Source organism: Vibrio sp. Vb339 (assembly GCF_902751245.1).
Taxonomy (GTDB): domain Bacteria; phylum Pseudomonadota; class Gammaproteobacteria; order Enterobacterales; family Vibrionaceae; genus Vibrio; species Vibrio coralliirubri.
Genome location: NZ_CADDIS010000001.1, coordinates 588,993 through 615,824 on the forward strand (window position 1 = coordinate 588,993; position 26,832 = coordinate 615,824).

22 protein-coding genes and 2 pseudogenes are annotated in these 26,832 nt (G+C 44.5%); 12 read left to right on the forward strand and 12 right to left on the reverse strand.

Annotated features, from left to right (window positions below):
- Positions 1 to 129: 129 nt before the first annotated feature.
- On the forward strand, positions 130 to 1,374 hold the full coding sequence (locus HRQ85_RS02685) for an NADH:flavin oxidoreductase/NADH oxidase family protein (protein ID WP_172378616.1): 1,245 nt from the start codon (positions 130 to 132) through the stop codon (positions 1,372 to 1,374).
- 127 nt (positions 1,375 to 1,501) lie between these two features.
- On the opposite strand, the gene HRQ85_RS02690 is transcribed toward HRQ85_RS02685, so the two are convergent.
- Positions 1,502 to 2,128, reverse strand: a complete 627-nt coding sequence (locus tag HRQ85_RS02690; protein ID WP_050643423.1) for a TetR/AcrR family transcriptional regulator — start codon at positions 2,126 to 2,128, stop codon at positions 1,502 to 1,504.
- 124 nt (positions 2,129 to 2,252) lie between these two features.
- Complete coding sequence (gene arcC, locus HRQ85_RS02695) at positions 2,253 to 3,161, reverse strand: carbamate kinase (protein ID WP_172378617.1); 909 nt, start codon at positions 3,159 to 3,161, stop codon at positions 2,253 to 2,255.
- 396 nt (positions 3,162 to 3,557) lie between these two features.
- Between arcC and HRQ85_RS02700 the strand changes: the two genes are divergently transcribed.
- The 7 genes and pseudogenes from HRQ85_RS02700 to HRQ85_RS26370 all read left to right on the forward strand — a co-directional run bounded on the left by HRQ85_RS02700 (position 3,558) and on the right by HRQ85_RS26370 (position 11,123).
- Positions 3,558 to 4,994, forward strand: a complete 1,437-nt coding sequence (locus HRQ85_RS02700) for an APC family permease (protein WP_172378618.1) — start codon at positions 3,558 to 3,560, stop codon at positions 4,992 to 4,994.
- A 16-nt stretch (positions 4,995 to 5,010) separates the two neighbouring features.
- The gene (gene aguA / locus HRQ85_RS02705) at positions 5,011 to 6,102 is read left to right on the forward strand and encodes an agmatine deiminase (protein ID WP_046223242.1); all 1,092 of its coding nucleotides are present in this window, start codon (positions 5,011 to 5,013) and stop codon (positions 6,100 to 6,102) included.
- Between the two features lie 170 nt (positions 6,103 to 6,272).
- On the forward strand, positions 6,273 to 7,319 hold the full coding sequence (gene argF, locus HRQ85_RS02710; RefSeq protein ID WP_017078525.1) for an ornithine carbamoyltransferase: 1,047 nt from the start codon (positions 6,273 to 6,275) through the stop codon (positions 7,317 to 7,319).
- A gap of 175 nt (positions 7,320 to 7,494) precedes the next feature.
- A complete protein-coding gene (locus HRQ85_RS02715) occupies positions 7,495 to 8,760 on the forward strand; it encodes a RidA family protein (RefSeq protein WP_172378619.1) in 1,266 nt (421 codons plus the stop codon).
- A gap of 175 nt (positions 8,761 to 8,935) precedes the next feature.
- A pseudogene (locus HRQ85_RS02720) lies at positions 8,936 to 9,918 on the forward strand (HAD family hydrolase).
- 163 nt (positions 9,919 to 10,081) lie between these two features.
- Positions 10,082 to 10,777 (forward strand): aspartate/glutamate racemase family protein, encoded by a 696-nt coding sequence (locus HRQ85_RS02725; protein ID WP_172378620.1) that lies wholly within the window; start codon positions 10,082 to 10,084, stop codon positions 10,775 to 10,777.
- Positions 10,778 to 11,000: 223 nt separating this feature from the next.
- Positions 11,001 to 11,123, forward strand: coding sequence for a hypothetical protein (locus HRQ85_RS26370; protein ID WP_282449629.1), 123 nt, complete (start codon positions 11,001 to 11,003; stop codon positions 11,121 to 11,123).
- Between the two features lie 143 nt (positions 11,124 to 11,266).
- On the opposite strand, the gene HRQ85_RS02730 is transcribed toward HRQ85_RS26370, so the two are convergent.
- A complete protein-coding gene (locus HRQ85_RS02730) occupies positions 11,267 to 11,725 on the reverse strand; it encodes a hypothetical protein (protein WP_172378621.1) in 459 nt (152 codons plus the stop codon).
- 142 nt (positions 11,726 to 11,867) lie between these two features.
- Entirely contained in the window at positions 11,868 to 12,332 is a 465-nt protein-coding gene (locus tag HRQ85_RS02735; RefSeq protein ID WP_172378622.1) for a TetR/AcrR family transcriptional regulator, read from the reverse strand.
- A gap of 285 nt (positions 12,333 to 12,617) precedes the next feature.
- Between HRQ85_RS02735 and HRQ85_RS02740 the strand changes: the two genes are divergently transcribed.
- Both HRQ85_RS02740 and HRQ85_RS02745 read left to right on the forward strand, forming a co-directional pair.
- Positions 12,618 to 12,854: a YdcH family protein gene (locus HRQ85_RS02740; RefSeq protein WP_017067743.1), complete on the forward strand. Its 237-nt coding sequence runs from the start codon at positions 12,618 to 12,620 to the stop codon at positions 12,852 to 12,854.
- 192 nt (positions 12,855 to 13,046) lie between these two features.
- The gene (locus HRQ85_RS02745) at positions 13,047 to 13,937 is read left to right on the forward strand and encodes a LysR family transcriptional regulator (protein WP_172378623.1); all 891 of its coding nucleotides are present in this window, start codon (positions 13,047 to 13,049) and stop codon (positions 13,935 to 13,937) included.
- Positions 13,938 to 14,048: 111 nt separating this feature from the next.
- On the opposite strand, the gene HRQ85_RS02750 is transcribed toward HRQ85_RS02745, so the two are convergent.
- Together HRQ85_RS02750 and glpD are read right to left on the reverse strand one after the other, a co-directional pair.
- Positions 14,049 to 14,858: an SDR family NAD(P)-dependent oxidoreductase gene (locus HRQ85_RS02750; protein ID WP_172378624.1), complete on the reverse strand. Its 810-nt coding sequence runs from the start codon at positions 14,856 to 14,858 to the stop codon at positions 14,049 to 14,051.
- 255 nt (positions 14,859 to 15,113) lie between these two features.
- Entirely contained in the window at positions 15,114 to 16,673 is a 1,560-nt protein-coding gene (glpD, locus tag HRQ85_RS02755; protein ID WP_172378625.1) for a glycerol-3-phosphate dehydrogenase, read from the reverse strand.
- A 1,151-nt stretch (positions 16,674 to 17,824) separates the two neighbouring features.
- On the opposite strand from glpD, the gene HRQ85_RS02760 reads away from it, so the two are divergent.
- Positions 17,825 to 19,300: a YadA C-terminal domain-containing protein gene (locus tag HRQ85_RS02760; RefSeq protein WP_172378626.1), complete on the forward strand. Its 1,476-nt coding sequence runs from the start codon at positions 17,825 to 17,827 to the stop codon at positions 19,298 to 19,300.
- A gap of 55 nt (positions 19,301 to 19,355) precedes the next feature.
- On the opposite strand, the pseudogene HRQ85_RS26480 reads toward HRQ85_RS02760, so the two are convergent.
- From HRQ85_RS26480 to HRQ85_RS02785, 5 genes and pseudogenes are all read right to left on the reverse strand, one after another.
- Positions 19,356 to 19,981: pseudogene (locus HRQ85_RS26480) on the reverse strand (ISL3 family transposase).
- 207 nt (positions 19,982 to 20,188) lie between these two features.
- Positions 20,189 to 20,980 (reverse strand): DeoR/GlpR family transcriptional regulator, encoded by a 792-nt coding sequence (locus HRQ85_RS02770; RefSeq protein WP_172378627.1) that lies wholly within the window; start codon positions 20,978 to 20,980, stop codon positions 20,189 to 20,191.
- Between the two features lie 310 nt (positions 20,981 to 21,290).
- Complete coding sequence (glpK, locus tag HRQ85_RS02775; protein ID WP_123285491.1) at positions 21,291 to 22,811, reverse strand: glycerol kinase GlpK; 1,521 nt, start codon at positions 22,809 to 22,811, stop codon at positions 21,291 to 21,293.
- A 59-nt stretch (positions 22,812 to 22,870) separates the two neighbouring features.
- Complete coding sequence (locus tag HRQ85_RS02780) at positions 22,871 to 23,725, reverse strand: MIP/aquaporin family protein (RefSeq protein WP_172378628.1); 855 nt, start codon at positions 23,723 to 23,725, stop codon at positions 22,871 to 22,873.
- 447 nt (positions 23,726 to 24,172) lie between these two features.
- A complete protein-coding gene (locus HRQ85_RS02785; protein ID WP_048610473.1) occupies positions 24,173 to 24,604 on the reverse strand; it encodes a PACE efflux transporter in 432 nt (143 codons plus the stop codon).
- Between the two features lie 130 nt (positions 24,605 to 24,734).
- Between HRQ85_RS02785 and HRQ85_RS02790 the strand changes: the two genes are divergently transcribed.
- Positions 24,735 to 25,616: a LysR family transcriptional regulator gene (locus HRQ85_RS02790; protein WP_172378629.1), complete on the forward strand. Its 882-nt coding sequence runs from the start codon at positions 24,735 to 24,737 to the stop codon at positions 25,614 to 25,616.
- 86 nt (positions 25,617 to 25,702) lie between these two features.
- Here the strand turns inward: HRQ85_RS02790 and arsB are convergent, their stop codons facing one another.
- The gene (gene arsB / locus HRQ85_RS02795) at positions 25,703 to 26,758 is read right to left on the reverse strand and encodes an ACR3 family arsenite efflux transporter (protein ID WP_172378630.1); all 1,056 of its coding nucleotides are present in this window, start codon (positions 26,756 to 26,758) and stop codon (positions 25,703 to 25,705) included.
- Positions 26,759 to 26,832: the final 74 nt, after the last annotated feature.

Below are 26,832 nucleotides of genomic sequence, written 5' to 3' on the forward strand. Positions count from 1 at the left end.
AGCTGCCATGCCGCTGGCATTTTTTATTGAGCGAAACTTGCTTCGAAATAGGCGTTAAATGCTCAGAACTGTCGGATAAAATAGGGCATACTGGACGCAATATATAAACCCAAGAAAGTAACTACACGCATGAATCCGATCTGCCTCAACGACCCTTTTTCTCTTCCTAATGGCCAAGTGATCAAAAATCGCCTGTTCAAATCGGCAATGAGTGAACAGCTAGGTGATAAACATCATAACCCTAAGCAAGGTTTAGTCACGCTTTACCAGCGTTGGGCTCAAGGAGGAATTGGCCTATCCATGACGGGTAACGTGATGGTCGATAGGGGGGCGCTTGGTGAACCTAAAAACGTTGTGTTGGATGAGCACAGTGACTTAACCGTATTTCGTGAGTGGGCGAGAGCCGGAACACAGAATGGTTCGCAGATATGGATGCAACTGAATCACCCAGGTAAGCAAATCCCTAAGTTCTTATGTGATAGCCCGGTTGCCCCTTCAGCTATCTCTTTAGAGCGCGGGTTAGAAAAAGGCTTTAATACGCCACGAGCTCTGACTGAGACGGAAATAATCGCAATCATTGATAAATTCGCGCTGAGTGCAAAGCTTTCAAAACAAGCGGGTTTTACTGGTGTCCAGATTCACGGTGCTCATGGTTATCTTGTCAGTCAGTTTTTGTCTTCGAGACACAATCAACGCCAAGACAAATGGGGTGGCTCACTCGAAAACAGACTTCGTTTTGTGCTTGAGGTTTATCGTGCGATTCGAAAAGAGGTCGGTGACGATTTCCCCGTCGGGATTAAGCTCAACAGCGCCGACTTCATGAAAGGTGGCTTCACTGAAGAAGAGTCGATGCAGGTTGTACAAACATTGAGTGATAACGGTATCGACTTGATTGAGATCTCCGGCGGCACCTATGAAAGCCCATCAATGATGGGGTCGAAAAGCAAAACTGAGCCAATCAAAGCCAGCACGGTAAAGCGTGAAGCGTATTTTATGGATTACATGGTGAAGGCGAGAAAACTCGTCAGCACACCGCTGGTGGTCACGGGTGGTTTCCGAACCGCGCAAGCAATGAATGAAGCATTAAACACCTCGGCGACCGATTTTATTGGTATTGCACGCACAATGGCGGTTGATCCTGACTTCCCTAACAAGTTAATCGAAGACCCTAGCCACGGCATGCCACTAACGGTGCCAACCACAGGAAAACCCGCTTTAGACAAGATGGCGATGGTCGGGCTGGTTTGGTATGAACATCAGATGTGGCGCATCGCCTCTGGCAAGAACGCCGACCCTAAACTAAGCGCATTAAGTGTGGTGGTAAAAACAATTCTCAGCGCCGGCTGGCACGCCTTCAAAAAGCGTAGAGCGTAAGAAGTAATGGATTGTTGAAGCAGAACTTTGAGAAATTGAAGTTCTGCTTTTTTGTTTGGTCAGCGAGTTTAGTCAGGTCATCAAGCGAAAATAGAAAGGCAAGACGTTATCGGGATTACAGCTTCTCTTAATGCGTATGCAGCATGTTGGGTTCTGTTCTTTGACAGATATGAGGAATATACAGCTGAAGGTAAGACTCAGTCAGTCGGATAGCTTCATTGGCAAGTTCTGGTGTGATGCAACCATGCTGGCGATAAGATAACGAGTATATTTTATCTGCGACTTGCAGTGAGATAGCGAAGACATTGATGGATTGTGGTAACTGAGGAACATCAAAAAACTGTCGATAAATCGTTTCTACTTCTTTACCAAGGATTAAGTCATTCTCGGTGTCTGCATGACCTAACTCCGTGAACGTATGACGACCTAATATAAGCTTTTTGGCAATAGGGTGATCGTTGTAATAATTAACATACGCTGTTTCAATCATGCGGTTGATGTCAGTCCAATGATTAACATGCTCGGCATCGATACATTTACCTAACAGAGAGTCGAAATCAATAAAAACGTCATCTAATAGATTATGGAATAAGTTCTCTATATTTGGGTAGTGATGATAAACCGTGGATGTTGCCATTCCACACTCTTTAGCAACATCATACATTGAAATATCAGTAGCTTCGCGGCGTTCCATTAGTTGCACAACAGCATCATGAATTCGAATTAACTTTTCTTCGGTGGTTACTTTGCGCATCTAATGATCCTCACTGTTATTTGGAACACAAAAAACATAAAGGGTTTTCAAGCAAAGTTCCAATTGAAATATCAAAACTTAGACTTTATTACCCTTTATTTATATAAAACATTATAGCCCAATGTTAGGCGTTAATATGTGTCCCCGTTTTACCTTCTATGATCTCTAACGCGCTAGATAGATCACCAATGTGTCCGTGTTGTTTTGTCTTTTCAACAAAAAGACAGCATGCGTCTACCTTCGGCCCCATAGAACCGGCTGGGAAAGTGTACTTTTTCATTTGTTCAACTGACACGTTCTCAAGCTTCTCTTCCTTTGGGGTTCCCCAATCTAAACAAACATGAGAGCCGTCAGTGAGGATCAGTAAATGTTCTGCGCCGATTTCTTCTGCGATAAGAGCCGCTGTCATGTCTTTGTCGATTACTGCTTCGAAGCCCACATAAGCGCCATCTTTTTCGACGACTGGAGCTCCGCCACCACCGCCACAAATAATTAGGTGCTCTTTCTCTAGCAAGTCTTTGATGGCTTTTATTTCTAGCACTTCTTTTGGCGAAGGAGATGGAACCACACGACGCCAGTGTGCGCCGTCAGGTTTCACAATCCATTGGTTGGCTTCTGCGAGTTGTTTGGCTCGTTCTTCTGTATAGACAGGGCCAATAAACTTGGTTGGGTCGGAGATCGCAGGGTCGTTTTCGTCAATCACAATGCGAGTCAGAATTGTCGTAGTAAAGCGGTCTTGAATCGCAGCGTTCAACCCTTGCTGAATAAGGTAGCCAATCATTCCCTGAGTCTCAGCTCCAAGGACATCAAATGGGTAAGGAGGACAATCTTTGTAAGCATTGTTCTGTAATGACAGTAGCCCTACTTGAGGGCCATTTCCGTGCACAACCACTAAACGGTAGTCTTTACTGAGTTCAGCCAAAGAGCTGGCGGTTTGCGCGATGCTCTTTTTTTGGTTTTCACAACTCATTACTTCACCACGTTGTAGTAAAGCGTTCCCACCGACAGCAACAACAATAATAGGCTTCGACATGTTTAATTCTCCAAATAATATTTTGCTCTTGGCAAATAAGTTGGTTTGAATTGTATTTAAATATTGTCGGTGTCGTGGGGATAAAAATCACAATTCGATTTGTGCTTAATATTTGATGTTTTTAGTCGCCTATATGTCACAGAAAGCCTTAATTATCTATAGATTAACTAGATATGTGATCTTGGTTTTGAAATGGAAAATGTATTTATTAATCGAATGGTTATTGACCAAAATCAAGTATTCCGACTTTTAGCATTATAAATCTAATATTTGTTGAGTTTATTTTGTTTTTGCTCCGAATTCGTTTGTGTAAAACCGATATTCAATTTTCATCCCAGTTCACTTCATCGCTTTGCCGTTTAATTAATCCCGAATTAGAGATTAAGGAGCTAAGAGATGAGTAACGAAACGCAAGGAAAAATGGGGGTTACGGGAATTGCACTCTTTACACTATGTGCAGTTTTAGTGGTCGACACATTAACCGCGTCAGCCAGTATTGGTGTCAGTGCCATTGGTTGGTGGGTGTTAATGCTGGTCTTCTTTGTCATTCCATATGGCTTAATTACTTCCGAATTGAGTACCACCTACCCAGGTGAAGGTGGGATATACGATTGGGTAAAACAAGCATTCAATTTTAAATGGGCAGTCAGAACAACGTGGTTTTACTGGATTAACGTTGGTTTATGGATGCCTGCGGTATACATCATGTTTGCAGGGATGTTTGCCGAACTCTTTATGCCAGGTCTGTCTTTATGGGGGCAAATCGCCATCTGTATATTACTGACGTGGTTAACGGTTTGGATCTGTAATGTGTCTGCCGACATCGGTGTGTGGGTCACGAATATTGGTGCAATATTAAAAATTGTTGTGATCAGTACATTGGGTGTGGGCGGCTTTATCTATGCAATGAAAAACGGCGTTGCTAACGAATTTACGTTGCCAGCTATGATGCCTTCATTGGATTCTGCGGTCTCTTTCTTACCAGCGATTGTGTTCAACCTAATGGGTTTTGAACTGGTTGCGACCATGACTAAAGAAATGAAAGATGTTCGTGACATGCCTAAGGCCGTCTTCCTTTCTATCGGTATCACCGCTTTCTTATACATCTTCGGTACGGTAGGCATCTTGATGGCGCTTCCTGTTGAAAGCATTGGCTTAGTGTCTGGTCTTATCGACACATTCAAAACACTCTTCGGTGCTGGCGTGTTTGGTACAGCCATGGTGTACATCTTCGGTACTTTCGCTCTGCTAACGCTTATCGGCAACATGGTGAGCTGGACAATGGGTGCGAGCCGAGCTGCAGCTGAAGCCGCTCAAGAAGGTGAACTTCCAGCGCCTGTCGCGAAAGTATCTGAGAAAGGTTCTCCAGTTGGTGCAAACAACATCACAGGTACCGTATCAACGGTCGTTATCTTGTCTTACGCACTGTTTGCTCAGGGTAATGATGATCTGTTCTGGTCCATATTTGCCTTCTCTAGCTGCATTTTCTTACTTCCTTACCTGTTCATGTTCCCTGCATACCTAAAGCTTCGTGTGGTTGATGGTAAACGTGAACGCCCATTCAAAGTACCTGGTGGTATGGTGGCTCAGTGGGTGATGTCCATTGTTTGTTTCTTCGTCATCCTTCAAGCCGTGATTTTATTTATCTTCCCCGAGGCTCTTGATCTCACCGTTGCTGATTGGGGATACACAGGACCTGTTTTGATTGGCGTGATTGCCACCATCCTCGCTGGTGAATGGATTCTACTAGGCGCTCTAAAGCGTAAGAAACAGAAAGGATCGGACGATAACGACACAGCCGATACGCAAGATAAAAAAGAAGCTCAAGCATAATTTAGGGGACATAACGATGAAAAAATTGATTGAGACTACTCCAAAACATGATGGCTTTAGAATGCCAGGGGAACACGAGCCACACAGCGAGATTTGGATGGCTTGGCCAGAGCGCACCGACAACTGGCGCAATGGGGCAAAACCAGCACAAGCGGTGTTTGCAGACGTTGCTACCAAGATCAGCCATACAACACCAGTCACCATGCTCGCGAGTTCAGACCAATACGATAACGCAGTATCTCGTTTACCAGAGGATATTCGAGTATTGGAAATCTCGACTGATGACTCTTGGATGCGTGATATCGGTGCGACTTATGTTGTTGATGACAGCGGTGAACGCCGAGGAGTGGATTGGGAATTCAATGCATGGGGCGGGTTTGTCGATGGTTTGTATTCACCGTGGAATCGCGATAACCAAGTCGCACAAAAGATGTGTGAAACCATTCGTGACTCCAGATACCGCGCTCCAATTGTACTAGAAGGTGGCTCAATTCATGTTGATGGCGAAGGCACGCTCTACACAACAGAAGAGTGCTTATTACACGAAAGCCGCAACCCAGATATGAGCAAAGAAGAACTGACTGAAGTACTTTGCGAACACCTCAATGTTGAGAAGGTAATTTGGCTGCCTCGTGGTTTATACAACGATGAAACCAATGGTCACGTCGACAATATCCTTCATGTCGTGAAGCCGGGTGAAGTGGTTCTGACGTGGTGCGATGACAAGAATGATCCTCAATATGAGATCAGCAAAGAAGCCTATGACTACATCACCAGCCAGACCGATGCCAAAGGCCGTCAGATAAAAGTACATAAGCTGCCAATGCCTGGCCCTCTATTCATGACAGAAGAAGAGGCAGCAGGCATTGATATCGCAGACGGGATGGAGCGAGAAGCGGGTGAACGTTTGGCGGCGTCGTATGCCAATTACCTGATTACCAATAACCAAATTGTGTTGCCGCTTTTGGATAAGCGCTACGACAACGATGTTATCGGGATCTTGGAAGGCATTTATCCAGGCTACGAAGTGAACGGCGTCCCGGCTCGAGAAATTTTGTTAGGTGGCGGCAATATCCACTGCATCACCCAACAAGTACCAAGAGTTTAGTTACAACGATAAACCTAATAACAACTAAAGACTGAGAACAGTCGTTAACACCAATATTTAATCCCAAACGTAGCGGTTCTTGAAAGTGATGGCAGGTATTCAAAATCAAATTGCCATGAAAGTGAACTTGAAAGAGCCGCGCACAAAATTATGAAAAATAGGAACTTATTATGAAATTACCTTCTTCTAGCGCAACTGAACTAAACAAAGCAAACCTAGAGCACATGGTTTCCATGAAAGATTTCTCTGTAGAAGAGATGGACAACATGATGGAGTTGATGACTCATCTGAAACAGGCGCGCAAAGACAACGCAATTCCACCACTGTTCAAAGGTAAGTCAGTAGGGATGATCTTCGAAGCGGGTTCGACTCGTACACGCGTTTCTTTCGAGGTGGCGGCAACATTACTGGGTGGTCACGCACTATTCCTATCTCCAAAAGACATTCACTTAGGTGGTAAAGAGTCGATTGATGATACGTCTCGTGTGTTATCACGTATGTGCGACATCATCATGGCTCGAACCAATAGCCCTGAAACACTCGATGGCCTACTGGAAATGTCGACAGTGCCAGTAATCAACGGCCTTGATACGCGTTTCCACCCAACTCAAATGCTAGCGGATCTCTACACGATCAGAGAACATATCACTGATGGACGTAAGCTGTCTGATCTCACCTTAGCATTCATGGGTGACGCGACGGATGTGTGCCGTTCACTGATGCTGACGTGTGCTAAGTACGGTATGGGCTTCAAGCAAATTGGTCCTAAGAAGTACCACATGGAGCAAGAGTGGATCGACATGGCGCTGAACTTCTGTGAAGAATCTGGTGGCAAGATTGAAATTACCGATGATGTAGAGCGTATCAGTGACTGTGATGTGGTGTACGGCGATAGCTTCTACTGGGTGACGCAAATGGATGAGAAGGAAGAGCGTCTTGCTGCATTCATGCCTAACTACGTGATCACCGAAGAGCTAATGGCGAAGGCTCGCCCAGGCGCAATGTTGCTGCACTGCCTACCAGCGAATGACAAAGAAGAAGTGACTCGCGGCGCACTAGAAAGTGAATACTCAGTGGCGTTCGATGAAGCAGAAAACCGACTCACTGCTCAGATGGCGATTTTAGTGTACTTCACACATAAAGATGCGGTTATCCCAACGCAAGAAACCGTTAAGCATCATGAAGAAAAAATCAGTAGCTTCCTAAGCACGCTGTAGAGGTTTATTTGTAGGGGCGTAAGAACCTCCACTGTGATGCTCGAATTAAGCTGAACCAATATTTATCACGATTTATTGGTTCGGCTATTTTTGTGCCTTTTATTTTGAAATGTCGGTAAACCTGCGGCCAATCGGCTCTATCTGACATCAATACTCGAATAGGAGATATATCGACATGAGTGCCGATATTATTAAAGTTTCAAGAAACACTGAAGATGCACCGCTGAGCCCTTTCTCAACACAATCGGTGGCATTCTCACACTACAATAACCTTTCTGCTCAATTACCGATTGATCCAAAAACGGGCGGCTTGATCTCAGGCTCTTTGGAAGATCAAACCAAGCAGTGTTTGTTAAATATTCAAGCGATTGTGGAGAGTATCGGACACCGCATGCACGACCTTGTGAGAGTGAATATATACTTGAAAAATATAGTGGATATCGATGCGGTTAACGAAATCTATGTGTCCTTTTTCCAACACTACGTACCAACGTGCACAACACTCGCTGTAGCCGATTTACCGCTCGAAGGCGCTCACTTACAAATGGATGCCGTGATCTCGAATGGTGAAGGTACTTATCCTCAAGCAGCTTGTGAGTTAGTTAAAATCGCAAGAAATACCCAACACGCACCAGTCAGTTCTTTATCGACTCAGACGGTGGCTCTCTCTCACTATAATCACATTTCAGCTCAGCTACCGATTGATCCGCAATCGGGTAGCATCGTTGCTGGTGGAGCAAAGGAGCACGCGATTCAATGCCTCAAAAACATCAAATCGATACTGGAAAATGTTGATGTTCCACTTGATGACATTGTGAAGGTTAATATCCATGTGAGAAGTTTGGATGACCTTGCTGCCGTCAATGAAGTGTATACCACTTTCTTTCCAGATTCCGCGATTGCAAGGGCTGTCGGCTACATGCCAGCACGCTCGGTGACGGTGGTTGAAGGCTTAACAATGGGAGCGTTAGTACAGATGGATGCGACCGTGTCACACGGTGATGGCACTCCGCCACAAGCGGTTGAAGACCGACACGGGATTGTAATCAAAGCGAACAATACCAAAGCTGCACCAATCAGCCCTTTTTCAACGCAAACTGTGGCCTTTTCACACTACAACAATATCTCCGTTCAATTACCGCTGGATCCAAGAATTGGAGCGATTGTTGCGAATGGTGCAAAAGAGCAGGCAATGCAGTGCCTGAATAACATCAAAGAAGTCGTTGAGAGCGTTGGTCATGTCATGGATGACATCGTGAAACTGAATATCCAATTGAGAGACATGGCTGATTTAGATGTGCTCAATGATGTTTGCATGCACTACTTTGACGGTCCATTGCCTGCGCGCACAGTTATCGGTGTCTCTGATATCCCTATGGGCGCTTTGGTGCAAATTGATGCGATTGCTTCCAATGGTGAGGGAACTCCACCGAGTCTTTAAGCATTTTATCTGGCATTAAAAACGAGGGTTGGCTGTGAGGCTAATCCTCTTTCTTACGACAGCCCTAATACCAACATGAGTATTGGTTATAGTGTTCATAAGTGGAAAATCAGAGTAGACCAACTAGGATGAATTGAATTAAACCCTACAAGTAATTCAACAACATGGTAGTGCTATGAAGAAAATGACCCTTTTGTCCGTTGCGATTTTATCTAGCCTCTCTTTCTCATCTTTTGCTAAAGATTGTGACCCCAATTTGCTGCCTTCATGGAAAGATAGCGAGAGCAAATCCGCTATCGTCGATTTTGTTGGACAAGCCACCAAAGCTGAGTCTGATACGTTCGTGGAGGTTCAAGATCGCATCGCTGTATTTGATAACGACGGTACGCTTTGGTCAGAAAAACCTTATTACTTCCAACTGGCATTTGCGTTGGACCGTGTAAAAGAAATGGCGCCAGAACACCCTGAGTGGAAAACAGAAGCACCGTTTAAGTTTGTGCTTGAAGATGATATTGAGAGCGTTCTGGGCAGCGGTGAAGAAGGGTTATTGAAAATCGTCATGGCGACACATTCTGGTATGACTGTTGAGCAATACCAGCAAGACGTTGAGCAATGGTTGACGGCAGCAAAAGATAAACGCTTCAACAAAGCCTACACAGACCTTACTTATAAGCCAATGAAAGAGATGCTGACCTACCTGCAAGAGCATGACTTTAAGACTTATATTGTGTCGGGCGGAGGCGTTGATTTCATGAGGGCGTGGGCTCCACAAACTTACAACATTCCTACAGAGCAAATCATCGGTAGTGCTCTTAAATACAACTACAGCTACAACGATGGCAAACCAACGGTGACCAAAGACTCGTCGATTTTGACCATCGATGACAAAGCAGGAAAGGTCACCAACATTCAGCATATTATCGGTAAGAAGCCGATTTTAGCGGTCGGTAACTCAGACGGTGATCAAGCGATGATGCAATGGGCAACGAGCCAACCCAACTCAATGGCAATGATTGTTCACCATACCGATGCCGAACGAGAGTGGCAGTACGATCGTAAGTCTCACGTTGGTAAGTTGGATAAAGCGTAGATGAGGCGAATTCCAGAGAGGATTGGACACTGATCGACATGAAATCCGATTGGTGTGAGGTGTACTAACGCCACGTTTACCCTTGGTCAAAACCACAAAGGCTTGGATTTTTAATTCGAGCCTTTTTTGCGAAATAGCGAAGGCTTCGTCTCATTTTCAGCAAGAACGTACTATAAATCCCCAACGCATGGCGCTTTAATCGAGTTAGTCAGAAATTAAAGGAATAGAAAAATGAAAACGATCGGTTTGCTCGGTGGTATGAGTTGGGAGTCGACAGTGAGCTACTACAAATCCATCAACGAGGGCGTTAAAGCGACCCTTGGTGGGCTCAATTCTGCAAAGGTTTGTATGTACAGCGTGAACTTCGATGAGATAGAAAAGCTTCAACATCAAGGTCGCTGGGCTGAGACGGCGGATATCTTATCGGAAGCGGCTTTATCGGTAGAGAAGGGCGGCGCTGATTTCATTCTGATTTGTACCAATACCATGCATAAGGTCGTTCCTGAGATCGAAGAGAAGATCACGATTCCTATCTTGCACATCGCTGATACCACGGCGCAGAAGCTGCTGGAACAAGGAGTGAAGAAAGTCGGATTACTCGGCACGGCTTTCACCATGGAACAAGATTTCTATAAAGGCCGCCTGACTAAAAAATTCGGTATCGATGTGGTGATTCCTGATGAGAGTGACCGAGAGAAAGTGCACAACATCATTTACCAAGAGCTGTGTCGAGGTGAAGTAAAAGAAGAATCTCAAGATGTATACCGTCAAATCATTGAGAAGCTAGGCCAACAAGGTGCGGAAGCCGTTATTCTGGGCTGTACTGAAATCGCCCTACTGATTCAGCAACAACATACCGATGTACCCCTGTTTGATACCACAGCCATTCATGCAGAAGCGGCAGTACGTTTGGCGACGAGTGACTAACTTCTAGCTCTTGTTCTTAGCTCCATAGCAGTCCTCTTTTAGTTTTTGTGCGATTTTTATTCAGTTGAGTGAAAGTTTTTTGTACAAAAGCAGGTCGTTAATTAATGAAGCGATGCTTTGTTCATTAACCAAGGCTTTATCAACAGGTAAGGTTTTAGTTAATGGCTGAGGTATCTGCGCTTTTAAGCACTATGCTTTAGTCATGACCGAAAGAGGATTTATTATGAAATTGCTTATCTTATCTGTAACGCTGTTATTCGTGGCAGGATGCCAATCGACGGGCTCTCAAGAAGCACAAGTCGGTGACGACATGAATCGAGTTCATACTCAGGGGTGCAGCAGCTAATCTCCTTTTGTGGAAACCCCCTTTCAGCTGCTCTAATAAAGAGTTACTCCTGTAAAGCCTTGTGTTCTCAAAAGGCTTTTATTTGCCATAAACGAAAAAAAACCTCTTTCGAGGGGCTAAAACTTGTGTTTTATAGGTAACTCTTAGAATGCGTATTGAACGCTCGCACCTAGTACTGAATTGTCAGAAGAAGCTGCAACAGTACCTGAAGCGGACCAACATGTATCTCCAAAGCTGTGCGCAACACCGATTGCTTGAGTTGCTTCAGAACCAGTGTAGCCAACACCTGCGTCGAATGCAGTCATACCGTTTGTCACCATTGGGCGAGCATTAACTGTTGGAGCTTTTTTGTTGCCGATAGCGTAAAGCTCATAAGTTTGGTTTTGTTGTACTGCTGCTTTACCTGATTCTGTTAGATTTTGACCAGATTCGCCAAGGTTGTAACCAGCTTCTACTATAGCATCACGAACTTTACCAACTACGTCACCTAGTAGTTTTGGTCCATCATCTTCGCCTGGAATTGACTCAATATCAGGAATGTGGCCAGCAATCTCGCCATTGTTGCCACGAATGTAATCAGCGAATTTCTGATCTAGGCTCATATCTTTGATTTCTTCGTGCAAATCTACAGATTTTGTCTCAACGTCGTTCCGTTTAGATGGGAAGGAGTTCTGGGTATATGCATTAATAAAGGCAAGTGCTTTTTGAAAGAAATTTGAATCATTTTAATATATTAACTTTAATTTATTGATTCATAAGGGTTATTATAGTTGTGCCTAACGCGGATTTTATTGCCGAATCTGCGTCTTCTGGACTCATGTGCTGACCTAAAATGCCTTTTAGTCGGATGATACCCTGAACTGTCTGCGGGCTAGTCTCGGCTTCCAGAGCACTTTGAATGAGCATTCTCACCAATGAAGGAAATAAGCCTCCACCTTGGATTGCGACATCCCATGAGGACACAAATGCCTCTTTAGAAGAGAAATCTAATTGATGTGCGACCATTGGGAAGACGCGACCCTGCAATGCTTTGCCAAAATCGACCAGTCGAGGATAATAATTTTGTAGTGATGAAGCTGTCACCCCGACTTCTTTGGCTATACGTCCATAGCTGATTGCATCCCAACCTTCAGTAATGAAGATGTTAAAGACAACCTCGTCATATTTCTTTTGTTTCTCTTCTTTCTCTTTTGCAGATATGCGTGCCATTCTCTTTCTCCAAATTGTTTTTGTTACTATAACGTATAAACACCTAATATCAACAAGGAGCTTGATGTTCTTTGTTTAAAGGACCTTGCTAGTGATTTTTGTTATGGAGATTGATCAAAATCAACAAAGCCATTTTCTAGGTACATGTTGTAAATTTGTGAATCTGAATTGTCTATATTCTATGCTGTGTACTGGATCTCATTTGTTATTTGAACCACTTGCTAAGGTTAATAATGAATGTGTTTAAGACTAACCCAATCACTTTACTCAACTTAAGAGGTTTCTATGCTAGGTGAAAATCATTCTCTTGTTCACGAATTTCCTGAAATGAAAGATAAAATTGCTGAGCTTGTTAAAACTGACGATGGCTTTGCAGCAGACATGAAAACGTACGACAACCTTGATAAAGAGATTCGTAAGCTTGAGCTGAAAGATTCACCCATTGATGACGGCTCGATGCACCAACTGAAACATGATCGTTCTGTACTGAAAGATGCACTGCATGCACGTTTAACTGGCTAGTGAGCGGGTAATTTTGCTGACTAGCTAAATGGCGAATTGCAGACTTAGACAAAAAACTCCTTCGGGAGTTTTTTTCGTTTTGGCTCAATAGCATCATCACAATTCAACTGAGTTAATACGTTGTATTGTTATGTGAATGACGCATAATGAGGGTTACTGGCACACGATTTTTAAGATTTTATTGGTAATCTCATGAATATTGAACACCTCAAATTGTTTGTTCGTTTAGCTTCCACACATAACATCAGCATGGCTGGGCAAGAGCTTGGTTTATCACCTGCTGTTGCAAGCTCACACATCAGTAAGCTGGAAGACAATTTAGGCGTTCGCTTGGTTCACAGAACCACTCGTAAGGTCTCTTTAACCGAAGAGGGGGAAGCGTTCTTGCCTCATGCTGAAGAGGTGTTATCGAGCGTCGATGCTGCCAAATCGGCGGTTGGTGTCGGCTGTGACTCTCCAACCGGAACGCTGCGAGTTACCGCATCTGCGTCTTTTGGGCGTTTGCATCTTGTGCCTGCTTTACCTGGATTCTTAGAACGCTACCCTGGGTTAAAAGTCGATCTCAGGCTATCAGATTCGATGGTGGATGTTGTTGAGGGTGGCTTTGATATCGCAATTCGTATCTCGGAGCTGAAAGACTCGACACTGATCGCCCGAAAACTTGCGACAGACAAACGTATTGTCTGCGCATCGCCTGATTACTTAATCAAATACGGTAAGCCAGCCACACCTCAAGATCTTAACGATCATCAGTGTATTAGCCTAATTGGTTTAGAAAACTGGACCTTCAATACTGAAAGTGGGTCTAAGACGATTAAAGCATCGGGATCGTTCAGGGCAGATAACGGAGAAGCACTGCGTGACGCAGCCTCAGGTGGTATGGGTATCACGGTGACGTCAAATTGGTGTGCGTATGAACAACTGAAAAGCGGTCAACTGATTCAAATATTAGAAGGTTACCCATTAACCTCAGAGCCTGCGATTTGGGCGGTGTACCCAAGCACAAGGTTACTTGCGCCAAAGGTGAGAGCCTTCATTGACTACTTCTCTGAATATTATGGTAACCCGCCGTATTGGGAATAAACGTAGAGACAAACGTTGTACGAAAAAGCCCTGCGTTTCTAAGTTAATTTATTAGAAACACAGGGCTTTTTTATTGAGATTTGTAAATCAACTCAGCATGAGTCGTCGTGATTAAGAAAGCGTCGCTTTGATGATCTCTTCAATTTTAGCGACAACTTGCTGCGACTTGTCGCCGTATATCGCATCTGGGTGCGGGTTTGCAAATGTGTTGTTGTCGTTATCAAAGTATTGACCGCCTGCTTGTGCAAACTCATCAGACAATGATGCGCGAACCAAAATATCAGAACCTATGCTTAGGTCGCCGCCTGCAATGCCGTAAGCGTCTTTCACCATCTTGCTACCTAGTAACGAAGCTGGGTTGACCGCAACCACCATTGGCCCTGTAGAGCCTAACTCTTTTGCCATTTCACGAGTCCACATAGTGATCGCAAGCTTGCTTTGTGCATAAGCGTCACCATTAGACATTGACTTCTTGCCTTCTAGCGCTTCGATGTTCACTGCTGCTTGCGCCGCTGAAGACAGGTTCACCACTCGGCTAGATGCATCGAGCACAGGTAACAGACGTTTAGTTAGGTGGTATGGTGAAATGGTATTCACAACAAAACGAACATCTAAACCGTCTTTAGTGATTGGGTTCGGAGTGTTGAACACACCGGCGTTGTTAATCAGTACATCAATCTTATCGTGCTCAGCAATTATTTCGTCAGCCAACGCATCCACATCAGCCAGAACAGACAAGTCTGCCACATAACTTTGAATTTTCGCTTCAGCAGAGATAGCCACAAGTTGCTGCTCTACGTCTTTGAGTTTGCTTGGGTTACGTCCATGCAATAAAACGTGGTGACCTTGTTGAATAAGTACTTTTGCCGTTTCGAAGCCGATACCATCGGTAGAGCCTGTGATCAGAATAACTTTTTGCATGGAATAGATTCCTTATTAAAGCGCTGACATGGTGAGCGTTTTTAAATGTGTTGTTTCGTTGAAATAAAGAATAGCAACCTTTTGTGAAGTTGATAATCAACCGGATTAATAAAACACTATTTAGTTTTTGTTGAAAATAGAGGTGTGAACAAAGTCTCAAGCTGAGCGGAATAGCAGACAATAAAAAAGCTTAGCGCGGGGGACGCTAAGCTTCGTTGTTAAGTATGTTCTTGAACCATGTTTAGGCTGGTGGGGTTAGCCTACTTGAGAAAAGCTCACTACCTTGCTTTGTAGTTTCTCTTTCAGGTAATCCGTTACTGCTTGCTGCTCGGATTCGCTCATGTACAGGCCAAGCTTGGTTCTGCGCCACAAGATGTCTTCGTCAGTCATCGCCATCTCTTCATTGATCAAGTAATCGATTTCAACTTGATAAACGCCATGTGCTTCGCTTGAGAATTGGATGCCTAGGTCAGCGTCGCTGTTTGCGCCTTCCAGTAGTTTCCACGTGTAAGTACCAAATTGAGTCACATAACGAAGTAACAACGCTTCAGATGCCCAAGGGTATTTAGTGTGGATCATCTTCGCAAGCTGCTCTCTGCTGCAACTAAAGTTACCACCTGGAAGCGTGTCGTTCGCTGTCCATGGTGCACCCATGTTGGTTAGGTGAGGCTCAAGCTTCTTAAGTGCCGCTTCGCCGAGCTTACGATAAGTGGTCAACTTGCCACCGAAGATCGAAAGCAGTGGTGCTTGATCAAGCTCTGCGTCCAATTCCAATGTGTAGTCACGGGTGATCGCTTGTGGTGAATCAGATTCGTCGTCACAAAGCGGTCTTACGCCACTGTATGTCCAAACCACGTCTTCACGGCCAAGCTGTTTAACAAAGTGCTGATTAACGATATCAATCAGGTAATCCACTTCTACATCGTCGATAGCCACTTCGCGCGGATCACCTTTGTATTCAAGGTCAGTAGTGCCGATGATCGAGAATTTGTCTAGGTAAGGGATCATGAACACAATACGATTATCTTTATTTTGCAGAATGTACGCTTGTGGTTCGTCATGAATGCGCGGCACAACAATGTGTGAACCTTTGATCAAACGAATGTTACGTGGAGACGCCTGTTCTAAACCATCATCGAAGAACTGTTTCACCCAAGGGCCTGCTGCATTAACAAGTGCTTTTGCTTTGCGCTCGAAGCGTTGGTTTGTCATCACATCAAGAATCGTTACATGCCAAACATCGCCTTCACGGTGTGCTTTTTCAACTCGGCAGTAGTTACGAACTTCTGCGTTGTTCTCTTTCGCCGCTAACACGTTCAGCAATACCATACGCGCATCATCTACCCAGCAATCTGAGTATTCGAAACCGGTTTTCATCTCTGGCTTTAGTAAACCTGATTTCGCCAAGTTCACTGTTTTGCTACCAGGAAGCGTGGTGCGTTTTCCCAAGTTATCGTAAAGGAATAGGCCACAGCGGATCATCCAAGCTGGGCGTAAAAATGGTCGATGAGGTAAACGGAAACGCATTGGTTGAGCAACATGAGGTGCTTTTCTTAGCAATACTTCACGCTCGGCCAGTGCTTCCGAAACCAAACGAAACTCGTAGTGTTCAAGGTAACGTAAGCCACCGTGGATAAGTTTTGAACTTGCAGACGATGTCGCAGAGGCGAAATCATTTGCTTCGTATAAACCAACGTTTAGACCACGACCTGCTGCATCTGCCGCGATGCCTGCACCATTGATGCCGCCGCCGATCACGATTAAGTCTAGAGTTGAAGATGTACTATTTTTTGAATTATTTTGTTGAGCACTCATGGTTTTGACCTCTTTCTGAGCGAACGAGCATTTTAGAACATAATTGAATCCTATATTAACTTTCGTTTGCGGTCATTTATTATTTTCGTTTATGCGCGTTTTATGTGATTTGCGCATAAAAAAACCTCTGCTTATAAAAGCAGAGGTTCAAATGTTTGGACTCTATGTTCTGACTATCGTTCACGTATCAAACGCAGAAATAGAAAAGTTAAAGGGGGAGCGATAATGGCTAAACACAAGGCTCCACAATCCCTAATCGACGGCGAGCGAGTGAAAAAGTAATCCTGTCGTATGTCGGCAGCTTGAGTAAAGGCGATAAGTCTCGCGCAATCTCGACCTGTTAATCGTTGGTATGGCCATCGAGAAACTAGACGCTCACGCTTTCGACATGGTGACGTCTATCTCTCGACGAGGTGACACGTTGACAACTGAAAGACTTTTACAGCTTTTGAAGTTAGCCGCACCTCAACCCGTAGCCGTTCCGGAAACCATCCCGGAGCCTGAGCCCTAAACGACGTCCGAACCCCAGACGCACCCCGACAAAATGAGGCTATTAGTCGGCATGGGCGAATAAAACGAAGACTCCGAAAGTTTTTCTTTGCTTTGTACTGCCCTAAATTTTGTTTACACATTTCCAAAATTCATGACTGAGGGATGGGACGCGGCACCCTACGGACGGGTTGCAGAAATGGCGCGTGAGAGCTTAGACATTACATGGACGAGTATTTCCTCGCATGATGGCGATTCTAGATATATCAAGCCCGCAAGCTTTCGAGGACTCTTGGGTCAGAGCTGTGGCTTCTTTCCTCAGTGGCTAGAATGTTATTCCATAGCACACTCGCAGAGAACACAAACGCGCAAACCATCAATGGAGTTAACTGGCTTGTAGGCGCATTATCTCAGAACATGACACGCGAAATGCAATGGCAAGTATAAAACCTGTATTTAGCATAGTGCTATTTTTCAATATAAATCAATGTATTAAAAATTAATTCGTATTTATACTAAAAAAAGGTTGTGCTGTAATAGGTATATGTACATAATACACCCCATCGAAGCGGACATCGAGTTAAAGCCAAATTGAATTGGCCTTTTTTTGAAACTCAATGCGTATATATACGCTTAATTAAATATTTATAGGTAAAATGAATATGAAACGCACAATTCTAGCAACACTTATCGCAGCAGCATCTTTTGGTTCAGTGGCGTCAGATTTCGATCGCAACGATTATCAATCTTGGGATGAGTTTTATTCAGCGGTTCAAGAGTCTGATGATACAGCAAGCAAGATTGATATGGTTACAGCTTGGGCTGAAGCAAATGGTGTACCTCTAACGTTTGGTGAAGAAAACGGTGATACTGTTATCTACATCAAAGAAGGTAAGAAAGGCCAGAAAGAAATTAACCTTTCAGCAATTCACCGTGGTGATACAGATGAGCGCACCGTTAAAGATATCGAGCAACTAAACAACTTCAAAGAGTACGTTGTTGAGTACGGTCGTAATCACGGTGGTATTGACCCGATTGATGTTGGTGTTCCACATGATGGTGATCTACAACCAATCGAGCACGACTACAGCACACCAGAGGGCATTAAGCTTGCCGCTACTGATGCGGTAAAAGAGTTCAAGAACACAGCTTCTAACGAAGATAAGCTAGAGGCGTTCACTAGCGCAGCAGCAAAGCAAGGTATCAGTGCTAACGTTGTTGACGTAGACGGTACTCAAATGCTTTCTTTCACTAAATCTGATGGTTCTACCTATGTTGTTACTAACGAAGAGTTCAGCGAGTACATGCTAAAGGCTCAAGAAGAGCGTCAAGCAAAACGTGATACACAGTTCGGTAATGACCCTGTTGACCCAATCGAAGATATGCCAATCGTTGAGCCAATCACAGGTCGTGACCAAGTTGTTGCACACGCAACAGTAGTTGTTCAAGAAAAATTCGCAGCAATGACTGATTCACAAAAAACAGCAATGATTGCTGATGCAGCAGACAAACGCGGCATGGACTTCAACGCATACCAAAATGCGAACGGTGAAACAATCGTTACTTTCACCAACCAAGAAACAGGTGAAACACATGGTATGACTGTTGATGAACTTAAAGAATACGCTGTTGCTGAACAAGCTAAAAACAAAGAAGAACGCGATCTGAAGAAAACACCTGATCTTGAAGCACCTATTGAAGATGCACCGATTGTTGGTCTTGATCCTGAACGTGCAGCAGAAGCAGTTAAACAAATGGTTGAATCAGGTTCATCACTTACTGAATCTGGTAAAGCGGCTGCACAACAAGCGGCAGTACAACAAAACCAAATCGATGAGCTTTACGCTCTAGGCAACCAAAACGCGTCAGACATCGACACTCTATTCTCTGAGGTTGACCGTCTAGATACTCGCATCGACCAAACTCAAGCTTTGAACGCTGCGACAGTTAACGCTCGCCCAATGGTTGCAAACGGCATGACCGCATTCGGCGCGGGTGTTGGTTACGCGGGCTCTGAGGCTGCTCTAGCAATCGGTGTTGCTCACTCTTTTGTTGACACTGGTTGGTCTGCATCTGGTACACTGGCGGCATCTTCTGACGACGTTGTTGTTGGTGCGGGTGCTCAGTACGCATTCTAAGAATTACCTATAAAACGTTGAGTTTTGGCCGCCCCTTTGGGCGGCTTTTTTGCATTCATTGCGGCTTTCCGGGGAAATCCGCTTTTATCTTCAAGAAGAAGTAGTCTGTATCTCGATACCCATACTTCATTCGCTTGATTAGTTTTATCTTGTTGTTTATCCCTTCTAGGGTGTAGGTGTTTAGCTGATAATTTGCCGATGCTATAATACCGTGAAGATAGTGGCTCAGTTTTGGTGTGAACTCTTTCAATGGCTTAATTCCTCTCTTGTACTTTTGCCCATCACACCTCCCAGAGCCCCTTAGCATGCGCTTCTGATTCACAATACCAAAGCTCTTTGAGTTGTGAGCCGAGTATATAAGTGGTCATTAAGTCCTTATTGATATTCAATATTTCTGTAAGATAGCTGTCTTGCTGTGTATTTAAATTGCCTCTGCTTTTATGCCGCATTCACGGCACCTAATCCTTCGAATTTGAACGGAAAGTTCAACAGGAACACCGAGCAACATCGCTTCTTTTACATGACGCCATTGATACTCATGGATAGCCTCGGCCTCAAGACCAAAAGGGCATTTAGCCTCAGAGTTAGTTTAAGAGTCAGGATAATAAGTGATGCTGTCTGGTGATACTTTACTATTTTAGAACTTTCCCAGAATGAAGATAGAAAAGTAGGATTCGGTATGGAAACGTAGTTTGTGTATGATTTTTGTTTGGCGACTAAACCATATCACTAACTACCGTTTTTGTTTTTAGTTCCCGCTAATCCGCGATGAACCATAAAAAACCAGCTATCGATAAGTGTTTATCAATAGAACTGGCTTTGGATTGCTCATGAATGCGAGAGCTTAACTCAATTCAACTCAATTTAATCTAGCTTGGCTTACAGGGGCTATTCGCCTGCTGTTGAAGGCTGAGCGGTATCGATGACTTCTAACGGAATGTCTGAATCTTTAAGGATGTTGAGAATCTCTTCCGGCGGCTGCTTATTAGTAAATACCATGTGTGCCTGAGAGATATTACCAAGTTTAACCATCGCATTACGGCCAAACTTAGTGTGGTCGACAGCTAAGAAAATACTGCGGCTGTTTTCGATGATGGCTTGTTTCACTCGAACTTCATGATAGTCAAAATCGAGCAGTGAGCCGTCAAAGTCGATACCACTGATCCCCAAGATACCGAAATCAAGGCGGAACTGTTTAACGAAATCGAGTGTTGCTTCACCCACGATACCGCCGTCGCGGTTTCTCACTTCGCCGCCCGCCAAGATAACCTTGATCTCTGGGTTCGGCAGAAGGATGCTGGCAACGTTAATGTTGTTGGTGACGACTCTTAGCTGTTTGTGGTTTTTGTTGAGTGCGCGTGCCACCGATTCTGGCGTGGTGCCGATATCAACGAATAGGGTTGCACCATCAGGGATGTGCTTAACCAGTTCGTCGGCGATCACGTCTTTTTCGTTGAAGTTAAGCGCTTTACGCGTGTTATAAGAGGTGTTCTCCGAGCTTAAAGGAATGGTTGCACCACCATGATAGCGACGAATTTTGTTGCTATCGGCCAGTTCATTGAGGTCTCGTCTGATGGTTTGTGGGCTGACATCGAACTTTTCAACGAGCTCTTCGGTGCTCACATATCCTTGTGTTTTTACCAGGTCTACAATCTGCTGGTGTCTTGGTATCTGCTTCACTTAACTTACCACTCCCTGCACGCCAAAGGCTCTAGCGCGTCAAAATCGAAAATATAAACTCGCGCTATTGTGCTCGAATTGACGAAGAGAGAGAAGTAATGATGGTAAGGAATCGTGTCTAAACCGCAAAAACGGTGCTCAGAGCGGTAAATTTGAGCCCGAAACGCTAAAAAGAGCACAAAATAGTGCTCTTTTTAGTTTCGTTTACTGAGGTTCGAACAATCCAATCGACGTGAAAGTGATTATTCGAACGCCTCAGCTCAGTTAACGACTAGTATCTAGCTAATAGTGACTAACTGAATACTCAGTATTACTCTTCGTCGTCATCGTGCAGTTCAGACCAAACCTGAGCACACTTGATAGCACGCTTCCAGCCTTTGTAACGGCGGTTACGCTTCTCTTCGTCGTGGTGTGGCATGAAGGTACGGTTTAGAACCGCTTTGCCTTGAAGCTCATCAATGCTGTCCCAGAAACCAACCGCTAGACCAGCAAGGTAAGCCGCACCCAGAGCCGTTACTTCCGTTACTTCAGGACGGTGAACTTCAGTATCCAGCACGTCTGATTGGAATTGCATTAGGAAGTTGTTCGCTACTGCGCCGCCATCAACACGTAGGTTTGCTAGCTTGATGCCAGAGTCCGCTTGCATCGCGTCCAGTACGTCGCGAGTTTGGTAAGCAATGCCTTCCAGTGTTGCACGGATGATGTGGTTAGAGTTAACCCCACGAGTTAAGCCAACAATTGTACCGCGAGCGTAAGCATCCCAGTATGGTGCGCCTAAACCAGTAAACGCAGGAACCACGTAAACGCCGTTTGAAGAATCTACTTTAGTTGCGAAGTACTCAGAATCTTCTGCGCCAGCCAGTAGCTTCATCTCATCACGTAGCCATTGGATTGATGCACCACCCATGAATACCGCACCTTCTAGTGCGTATGCAGGTTCACCTTTAGGACCACATGCCAGTGTTGTTAATAGACCGTTTTTCGAGGTTACTTTCTCTTGGCCTGTGTTCATCAGAAGGAAACAACCCGTGCCGTACGTGTTCTTCGCTTGGCCAGCTTCTACACACATTTGACCGTATAGTGCAGCTTGTTGGTCACCCGCAATACCCGCGATTGGGATACGAGTACCGCCTTTACCACCAAGGTTTGTTTGACCGTAAACCTCAGAAGAACGCTTCACTTCTGGCATCATTGATGAAGGGATACCCATCTCATCAAGTAGCTTTTGATCCCAGCATAGGTCGTTAATGTTAAATAACATAGTACGAGACGCGTTAGTGTAATCCGTAACGTGTACACGTCCTTGAGTCATCTTCCAAACCAACCAAGTATCAACCGTACCGAATAGCAATTTACCCGCTTCAGCGTCTTCGCGAGCACCTTCAACGTTGTCTAGAATCCATTTTACTTTTGTACCTGAGAAATACGGGTCAAGGACTAAGCCAGTATTGTCACGTACGTAGTCTTCTAGGCCACGTGCTTTTAGGTCTTCACAGATGTCTGCTGTACGGCGACACTGCCATACGATTGCGTTGTAAACCGGTTTGCCTGTTTCTTTGTTCCAAACAATGGTGGTTTCACGTTGGTTAGTGATACCAATACCCGCTAGCTCGTCGCTACGAATGCCTGCTTTAGCAAGTGCTTCAACCAATGTAGAGCTTTGAGTTGCCCAGATTTCCATTGGATCATGCTCAACCCAACCCGCTTTCGGATAGATTTGAGTAAATTCTCGTTGAGAAGAGCTTACGATGTTTGCATCGTGGTCGAGGATTACAGCGCGAGAGCTTGTGGTGCCTTGGTCTAGGGCAACAATGTATTTTTGCTCGGTCATGGTAAGAATCCTTTTTCTTTTGTTATTTATATTTTAGTAAATGTAGGGTCGCTTAGGGATTAAGCTTGAGCTTGTTCAGCTTCTTCTGCTGTTTCACATTGGTTTGGAATTGTGCAGCCTTGGCCTTCTACTGGTAGGTAAGCACCGATAACACGTGGGTACAACCAACCGCCAAAACACGCACCAGCAATTGGAGCAAGAATTGGAACGATGAAGTAAGGAATATCACGAGCACCGCTCAATGCGAAATCCCAACCTGCAAAGTAAGCGAAAAGTTTTGGTCCAAAGTCACGAGCAGGGTTCATTGCGAAGCCAGTCAGTGGACCTAAAGAGCCACCAATTACCGCGATAAGGATACCGATCAGTAGAGGGTTCATCGCGCCGCGAGATGCGCCATTGTTCTCATCGCCTAGCGCCAAAATGGCAAACATCAACACAGCTGTAATCACGAATTCCACAGCAAAAGCGCCGAAGAAAGAGAGTGAAGCATGTGGGTAAGTCGAGAAGATACCAGCGGTTGATAGTGCGTCTTGGCTGCTACGAACGAAGTTATGCGCGATTTCGTAGTCAGTGAATAGGTTGCTGTACAGGCTGTAAACCAAAGCAGCAGAGCAGAATGCGCCAAGTAGCTGAGAGATGATGTAAGGCACTACTTTCGCCTTATCAAAGCCATGGAACATTGCCAGTGCGATGGTCACTGCAGGGTTAATGTGTGCGCCAGAAACACCAGCAGTACAGTAAATCGCGATAGCAACACCGAAGCCCCAGATGATGCTGATTTCCCATTGTCCGAATGTTGCACCGGTTAATACCAGTGCTGCCACGCAGCCAACGCCAAAAAATATGAGCAACCCTGTACCGATAAATTCGGCTAAGCATTGCCCAAATAAAGAAGGGTGTTTGTTTGTTGTCATGTTCGAGTCCTTTTTAGTTTTGCTTATCTAGCACGTGTATTGTGCATAAATTTGCGAACTCGAAAATAAACGAACATTAAAAGTGAGCGTTTGAGCATAAAATTGTTAATTAAAGTCACTTGAAATGTTAATCCGAACACTTTTGCTCGGAAAAGACGCTCGCATGAACGTCATTGTTCGAATGGATGTGTTTCGAGGTCGCTAAAACTACCTGTATGTAAACGGATGCACAACTGGTACGAGGAGTTTATGTTTGGATTTGTGATGCTACTTCGTGAGTGGTTGATAATTAGACTTAATTAGGAAGGGTTGTGTGATGTTTTTGCTATGTAACAAGGGCGTTAATCAATGAGCTTATATGCATAAATGAATAAACTGCCAACTAAGTTGTAGTTTGGCAGTTTCAATTTAGGTGTTTGTTCTAGTTACATGCTACGAACTGGGGCTCTAAACCAGAGCTGCCACTTTTCCTTTCGCTACCAATTGATCTCGAACCGAGTCATATGCCCAGTTGAACGCAATCGCGTAAAGTACGAAGAAAATAACTAGGCCGATGTCCATGATCAGTACGGTTAGGAAGTCGAGTTGTAGAACCCACATCAAGACAGGTAGAGTCACTGTCATCAAGCCAAGTTCAAAACCTAATCCGTGCAAGATACGTGTTTTCGTGGTTCTTTTGCTTCGGTCTGTTCCGTAAATTTTGTCGTAGCCATAGTTGTAAACGTAGTTCCAAGCCATTGCTATCAATGATATTGCGAGCGCTAAGCCTGCCATTTCACCTGCGCCATTTCCTGTAACATAGGTTGCAAGCCCTGCCATCAAAACCAAAGCAACCAATTCAAATAGCACCATGTGCAACATGCGTTCTTTATGTGACATTTTTCTAACTCTCTTTACGATTAAATAGCCGCCGATGGGCTAGTGACTTGGCTAGATAATATCTTCTCAAGTGATAATATAAAGATAGTTAGCATCACATATAGTGATAGTAAGTTTTGGGAGAAACCGAATGTACAACATTGAACAACTGAAAATGTTTGTGTATGCCGTTGAATTAGGGTCATTTTCTGCCAGTGCTCGTCATTTGGGTAAGGTACAGTCGGCGGTGAGCCAAGGCATCAGTAATCTTGAAATAGATTTTAATGTTGAGCTTTTTGATCGTTCGACACGCAAACCAACGCTGACGGCGCAAGGTCAGCAGATCTTCAAGCAGGTCAAAGCGATTATTCTGCAGGTGGAAGATCTCAACTCATCAGTCAATGCCATCAATAATCAAGAGGAAGGGCTACTGCGTATCGCTTTAGACGATGCCTTGTTGCTTCCTTCACTACCTAAGGTGTTGGACAAATTCAGCCGAACATTCCCAGCTACTGAAGTTGAGTTAATGGCTGCGGCGAGTACCGATGTGAACCGCCTGGTGTCACAAGACCGCGCAGATATCGGCCTGATGTTTACCGACCTCGCTTTCCATGCCGACTCTGAACCGTGCTTTATTGGTAACCTGCCTTTCGTTGCCGTGTGTCATCCAGATCATGCTTTAGCTGAAGTGTCAGTTGCCAAGTTGCCTGATTTTATTTCTCATCGTCAGCTTATTCTACGAGGTAACAAAGGTAAGGTGATTGACCATTTCCCGGTGGTCGCAGGCAAGGTGTGGTGGGCGAACAGTTTTGTCGCAATCAAAGAGATGATCGTACATAGCTCGGTGGGCTGGGCGTACTTGCCGAGTTACTTGGTGGAAGATGAGATTCAACAGGGAAAGCTTAACCAGATTAACGTCTCGTTTGACCACAAAACATGGTCGCCTCCTGTCGATTTGGTGATTTCAAAGAAAGCGATGAAAGGGCCGGGCTTACTGTGGTTAGAAGATAACCTAAAAACCTTGCTCGACTAATCTTTCATAAACGAAAGACAAATAAAAAGGGCTTACCCCGAAAGGTAAGCCTTTAGTTTTTCTAATCTGCTGCTAGATGCTAGATGCTAGATGCTAGATTTAACCGTCTGTCCGTTGTAATACTTGTCTTTCATCTTAAGCGCCACGTTCACTAGGTAAATCAACACAGGTACTTCAATCAGTGGACCGATAACACCGGCAAACGCTTGGTCTGAGTTGATACCGAATACTGAGATAGCAACGGCAATCGCTAGCTCGAAGTTGTTACCAGTCGCTGTGAATGCAATTGATGCGTTCTTGTCGTATTCAATACCCATCTTCTTACCAATGAAGAAGCTGATGAAGAACATCGCTGTGAAGTAGATAGTCAGTGGAACCGCAATCAACAATACGTCCATTGGCAGTTCTACAATCATCTCGCCTTTTAGGCTGAACATCAGAACGATAGTCGCCAATAGAGCAATCAGTGTGATTGGAGAGATACGTGGAATAAACACGTCGTTGTACCACTGCTCGCCTTTCATCGACACAAGGATCTTACGGCTTAGGAAGCCCGCTAAGAATGGGATACCTAGGTAGATAAGTACACTGTGTGCAATGTCGATCATCGAGATATCAACCAACATGCCTTCATAACCAAATACTGGTGGAAGAACGCTGATGAACAACCACGCCATAAAGCTGTAGCTCACCACTTGGAATGCACTGTTTAGAGCGACCAATGCCGCGCCGTACTCTTTGTTACCGCCGCCGATGTCATTCCAAACCAGAACCATCGCCACACAACGAGCAAGACCAATCAGAATTACGCCGACCATGTAACCTGGATGGTCACCCAAGAAAGTCAGTGCCAATACAAACATCAGAATTGGACCAACAAGCCAGTTCATGATCAAAGATAGCTTGATCGCTTTCTTATCTTTTACCACGGTGCCTAGTAGGTTGTAGTTAACCTTAGCCAGAGGTGGGTACATCATTAAGATAAGGCCAATCGCAAGCGGAATGTTGGTGGTACCAACAGACATAGATTCGTTCCACTGTTCGATCTGTGGGAATAGGGTGCCAAGCAATACACCAAGGCCCATGGCAATAAAAATCCACAGTGTTAAGTAGCGATCTAGAAAACCTAACTTTGGTTTCATGATAATCTCTCTTTGTTGATATCGTAAATCGTCGAAAAACGATTGGTTGTGGCAAAAAAACACGCTTAAAAGTA

Coding starts and splice junctions, on each gene's coding strand:
- arcC (WP_172378617.1), bottom strand. CDS start 3,161: ATGTCGAAGCCTATTATTGTTGTTGCTGTCGGTGGGAACGCTTTACTA.
- HRQ85_RS02735 (WP_172378622.1), bottom strand. CDS start 12,332: ATGGCACGCATATCTGCAAAAGAGAAAGAAGAGAAACAAAAGAAATAT.
- HRQ85_RS02790 (WP_172378629.1), top strand. CDS start 24,735: ATGTACAACATTGAACAACTGAAAATGTTTGTGTATGCCGTTGAATTA.
- glpK (WP_123285491.1), bottom strand. CDS start 22,811: ATGACCGAGCAAAAATACATTGTTGCCCTAGACCAAGGCACCACAAGC.
- HRQ85_RS02780 (WP_172378628.1), bottom strand. CDS start 23,725: ATGACAACAAACAAACACCCTTCTTTATTTGGGCAATGCTTAGCCGAA.
- HRQ85_RS02785 (WP_048610473.1), bottom strand. CDS start 24,604: ATGTCACATAAAGAACGCATGTTGCACATGGTGCTATTTGAATTGGTT.
- HRQ85_RS02730 (WP_172378621.1), bottom strand. CDS start 11,725: ATGAGCCTAGATCAGAAATTCGCTGATTACATTCGTGGCAACAATGGC.
- aguA (WP_046223242.1), top strand. CDS start 5,011: ATGAAAAAATTGATTGAGACTACTCCAAAACATGATGGCTTTAGAATG.
- arsB (WP_172378630.1), bottom strand. CDS start 26,758: ATGAAACCAAAGTTAGGTTTTCTAGATCGCTACTTAACACTGTGGATT.
- HRQ85_RS02750 (WP_172378624.1), bottom strand. CDS start 14,858: ATGCAAAAAGTTATTCTGATCACAGGCTCTACCGATGGTATCGGCTTC.
- HRQ85_RS02725 (WP_172378620.1), top strand. CDS start 10,082: ATGAAAACGATCGGTTTGCTCGGTGGTATGAGTTGGGAGTCGACAGTG.
- HRQ85_RS02685 (WP_172378616.1), top strand. CDS start 130: ATGAATCCGATCTGCCTCAACGACCCTTTTTCTCTTCCTAATGGCCAA.
- HRQ85_RS02690 (WP_050643423.1), bottom strand. CDS start 2,128: ATGCGCAAAGTAACCACCGAAGAAAAGTTAATTCGAATTCATGATGCT.
- HRQ85_RS02715 (WP_172378619.1), top strand. CDS start 7,495: ATGAGTGCCGATATTATTAAAGTTTCAAGAAACACTGAAGATGCACCG.
- HRQ85_RS26370 (WP_282449629.1), top strand. CDS start 11,001: ATGAAATTGCTTATCTTATCTGTAACGCTGTTATTCGTGGCAGGATGC.
- glpD (WP_172378625.1), bottom strand. CDS start 16,673: ATGAGTGCTCAACAAAATAATTCAAAAAATAGTACATCTTCAACTCTA.
- HRQ85_RS02700 (WP_172378618.1), top strand. CDS start 3,558: ATGAGTAACGAAACGCAAGGAAAAATGGGGGTTACGGGAATTGCACTC.
- HRQ85_RS02745 (WP_172378623.1), top strand. CDS start 13,047: ATGAATATTGAACACCTCAAATTGTTTGTTCGTTTAGCTTCCACACAT.
- HRQ85_RS02740 (WP_017067743.1), top strand. CDS start 12,618: ATGCTAGGTGAAAATCATTCTCTTGTTCACGAATTTCCTGAAATGAAA.
- argF (WP_017078525.1), top strand. CDS start 6,273: ATGAAATTACCTTCTTCTAGCGCAACTGAACTAAACAAAGCAAACCTA.
- HRQ85_RS02760 (WP_172378626.1), top strand. CDS start 17,825: ATGAAACGCACAATTCTAGCAACACTTATCGCAGCAGCATCTTTTGGT.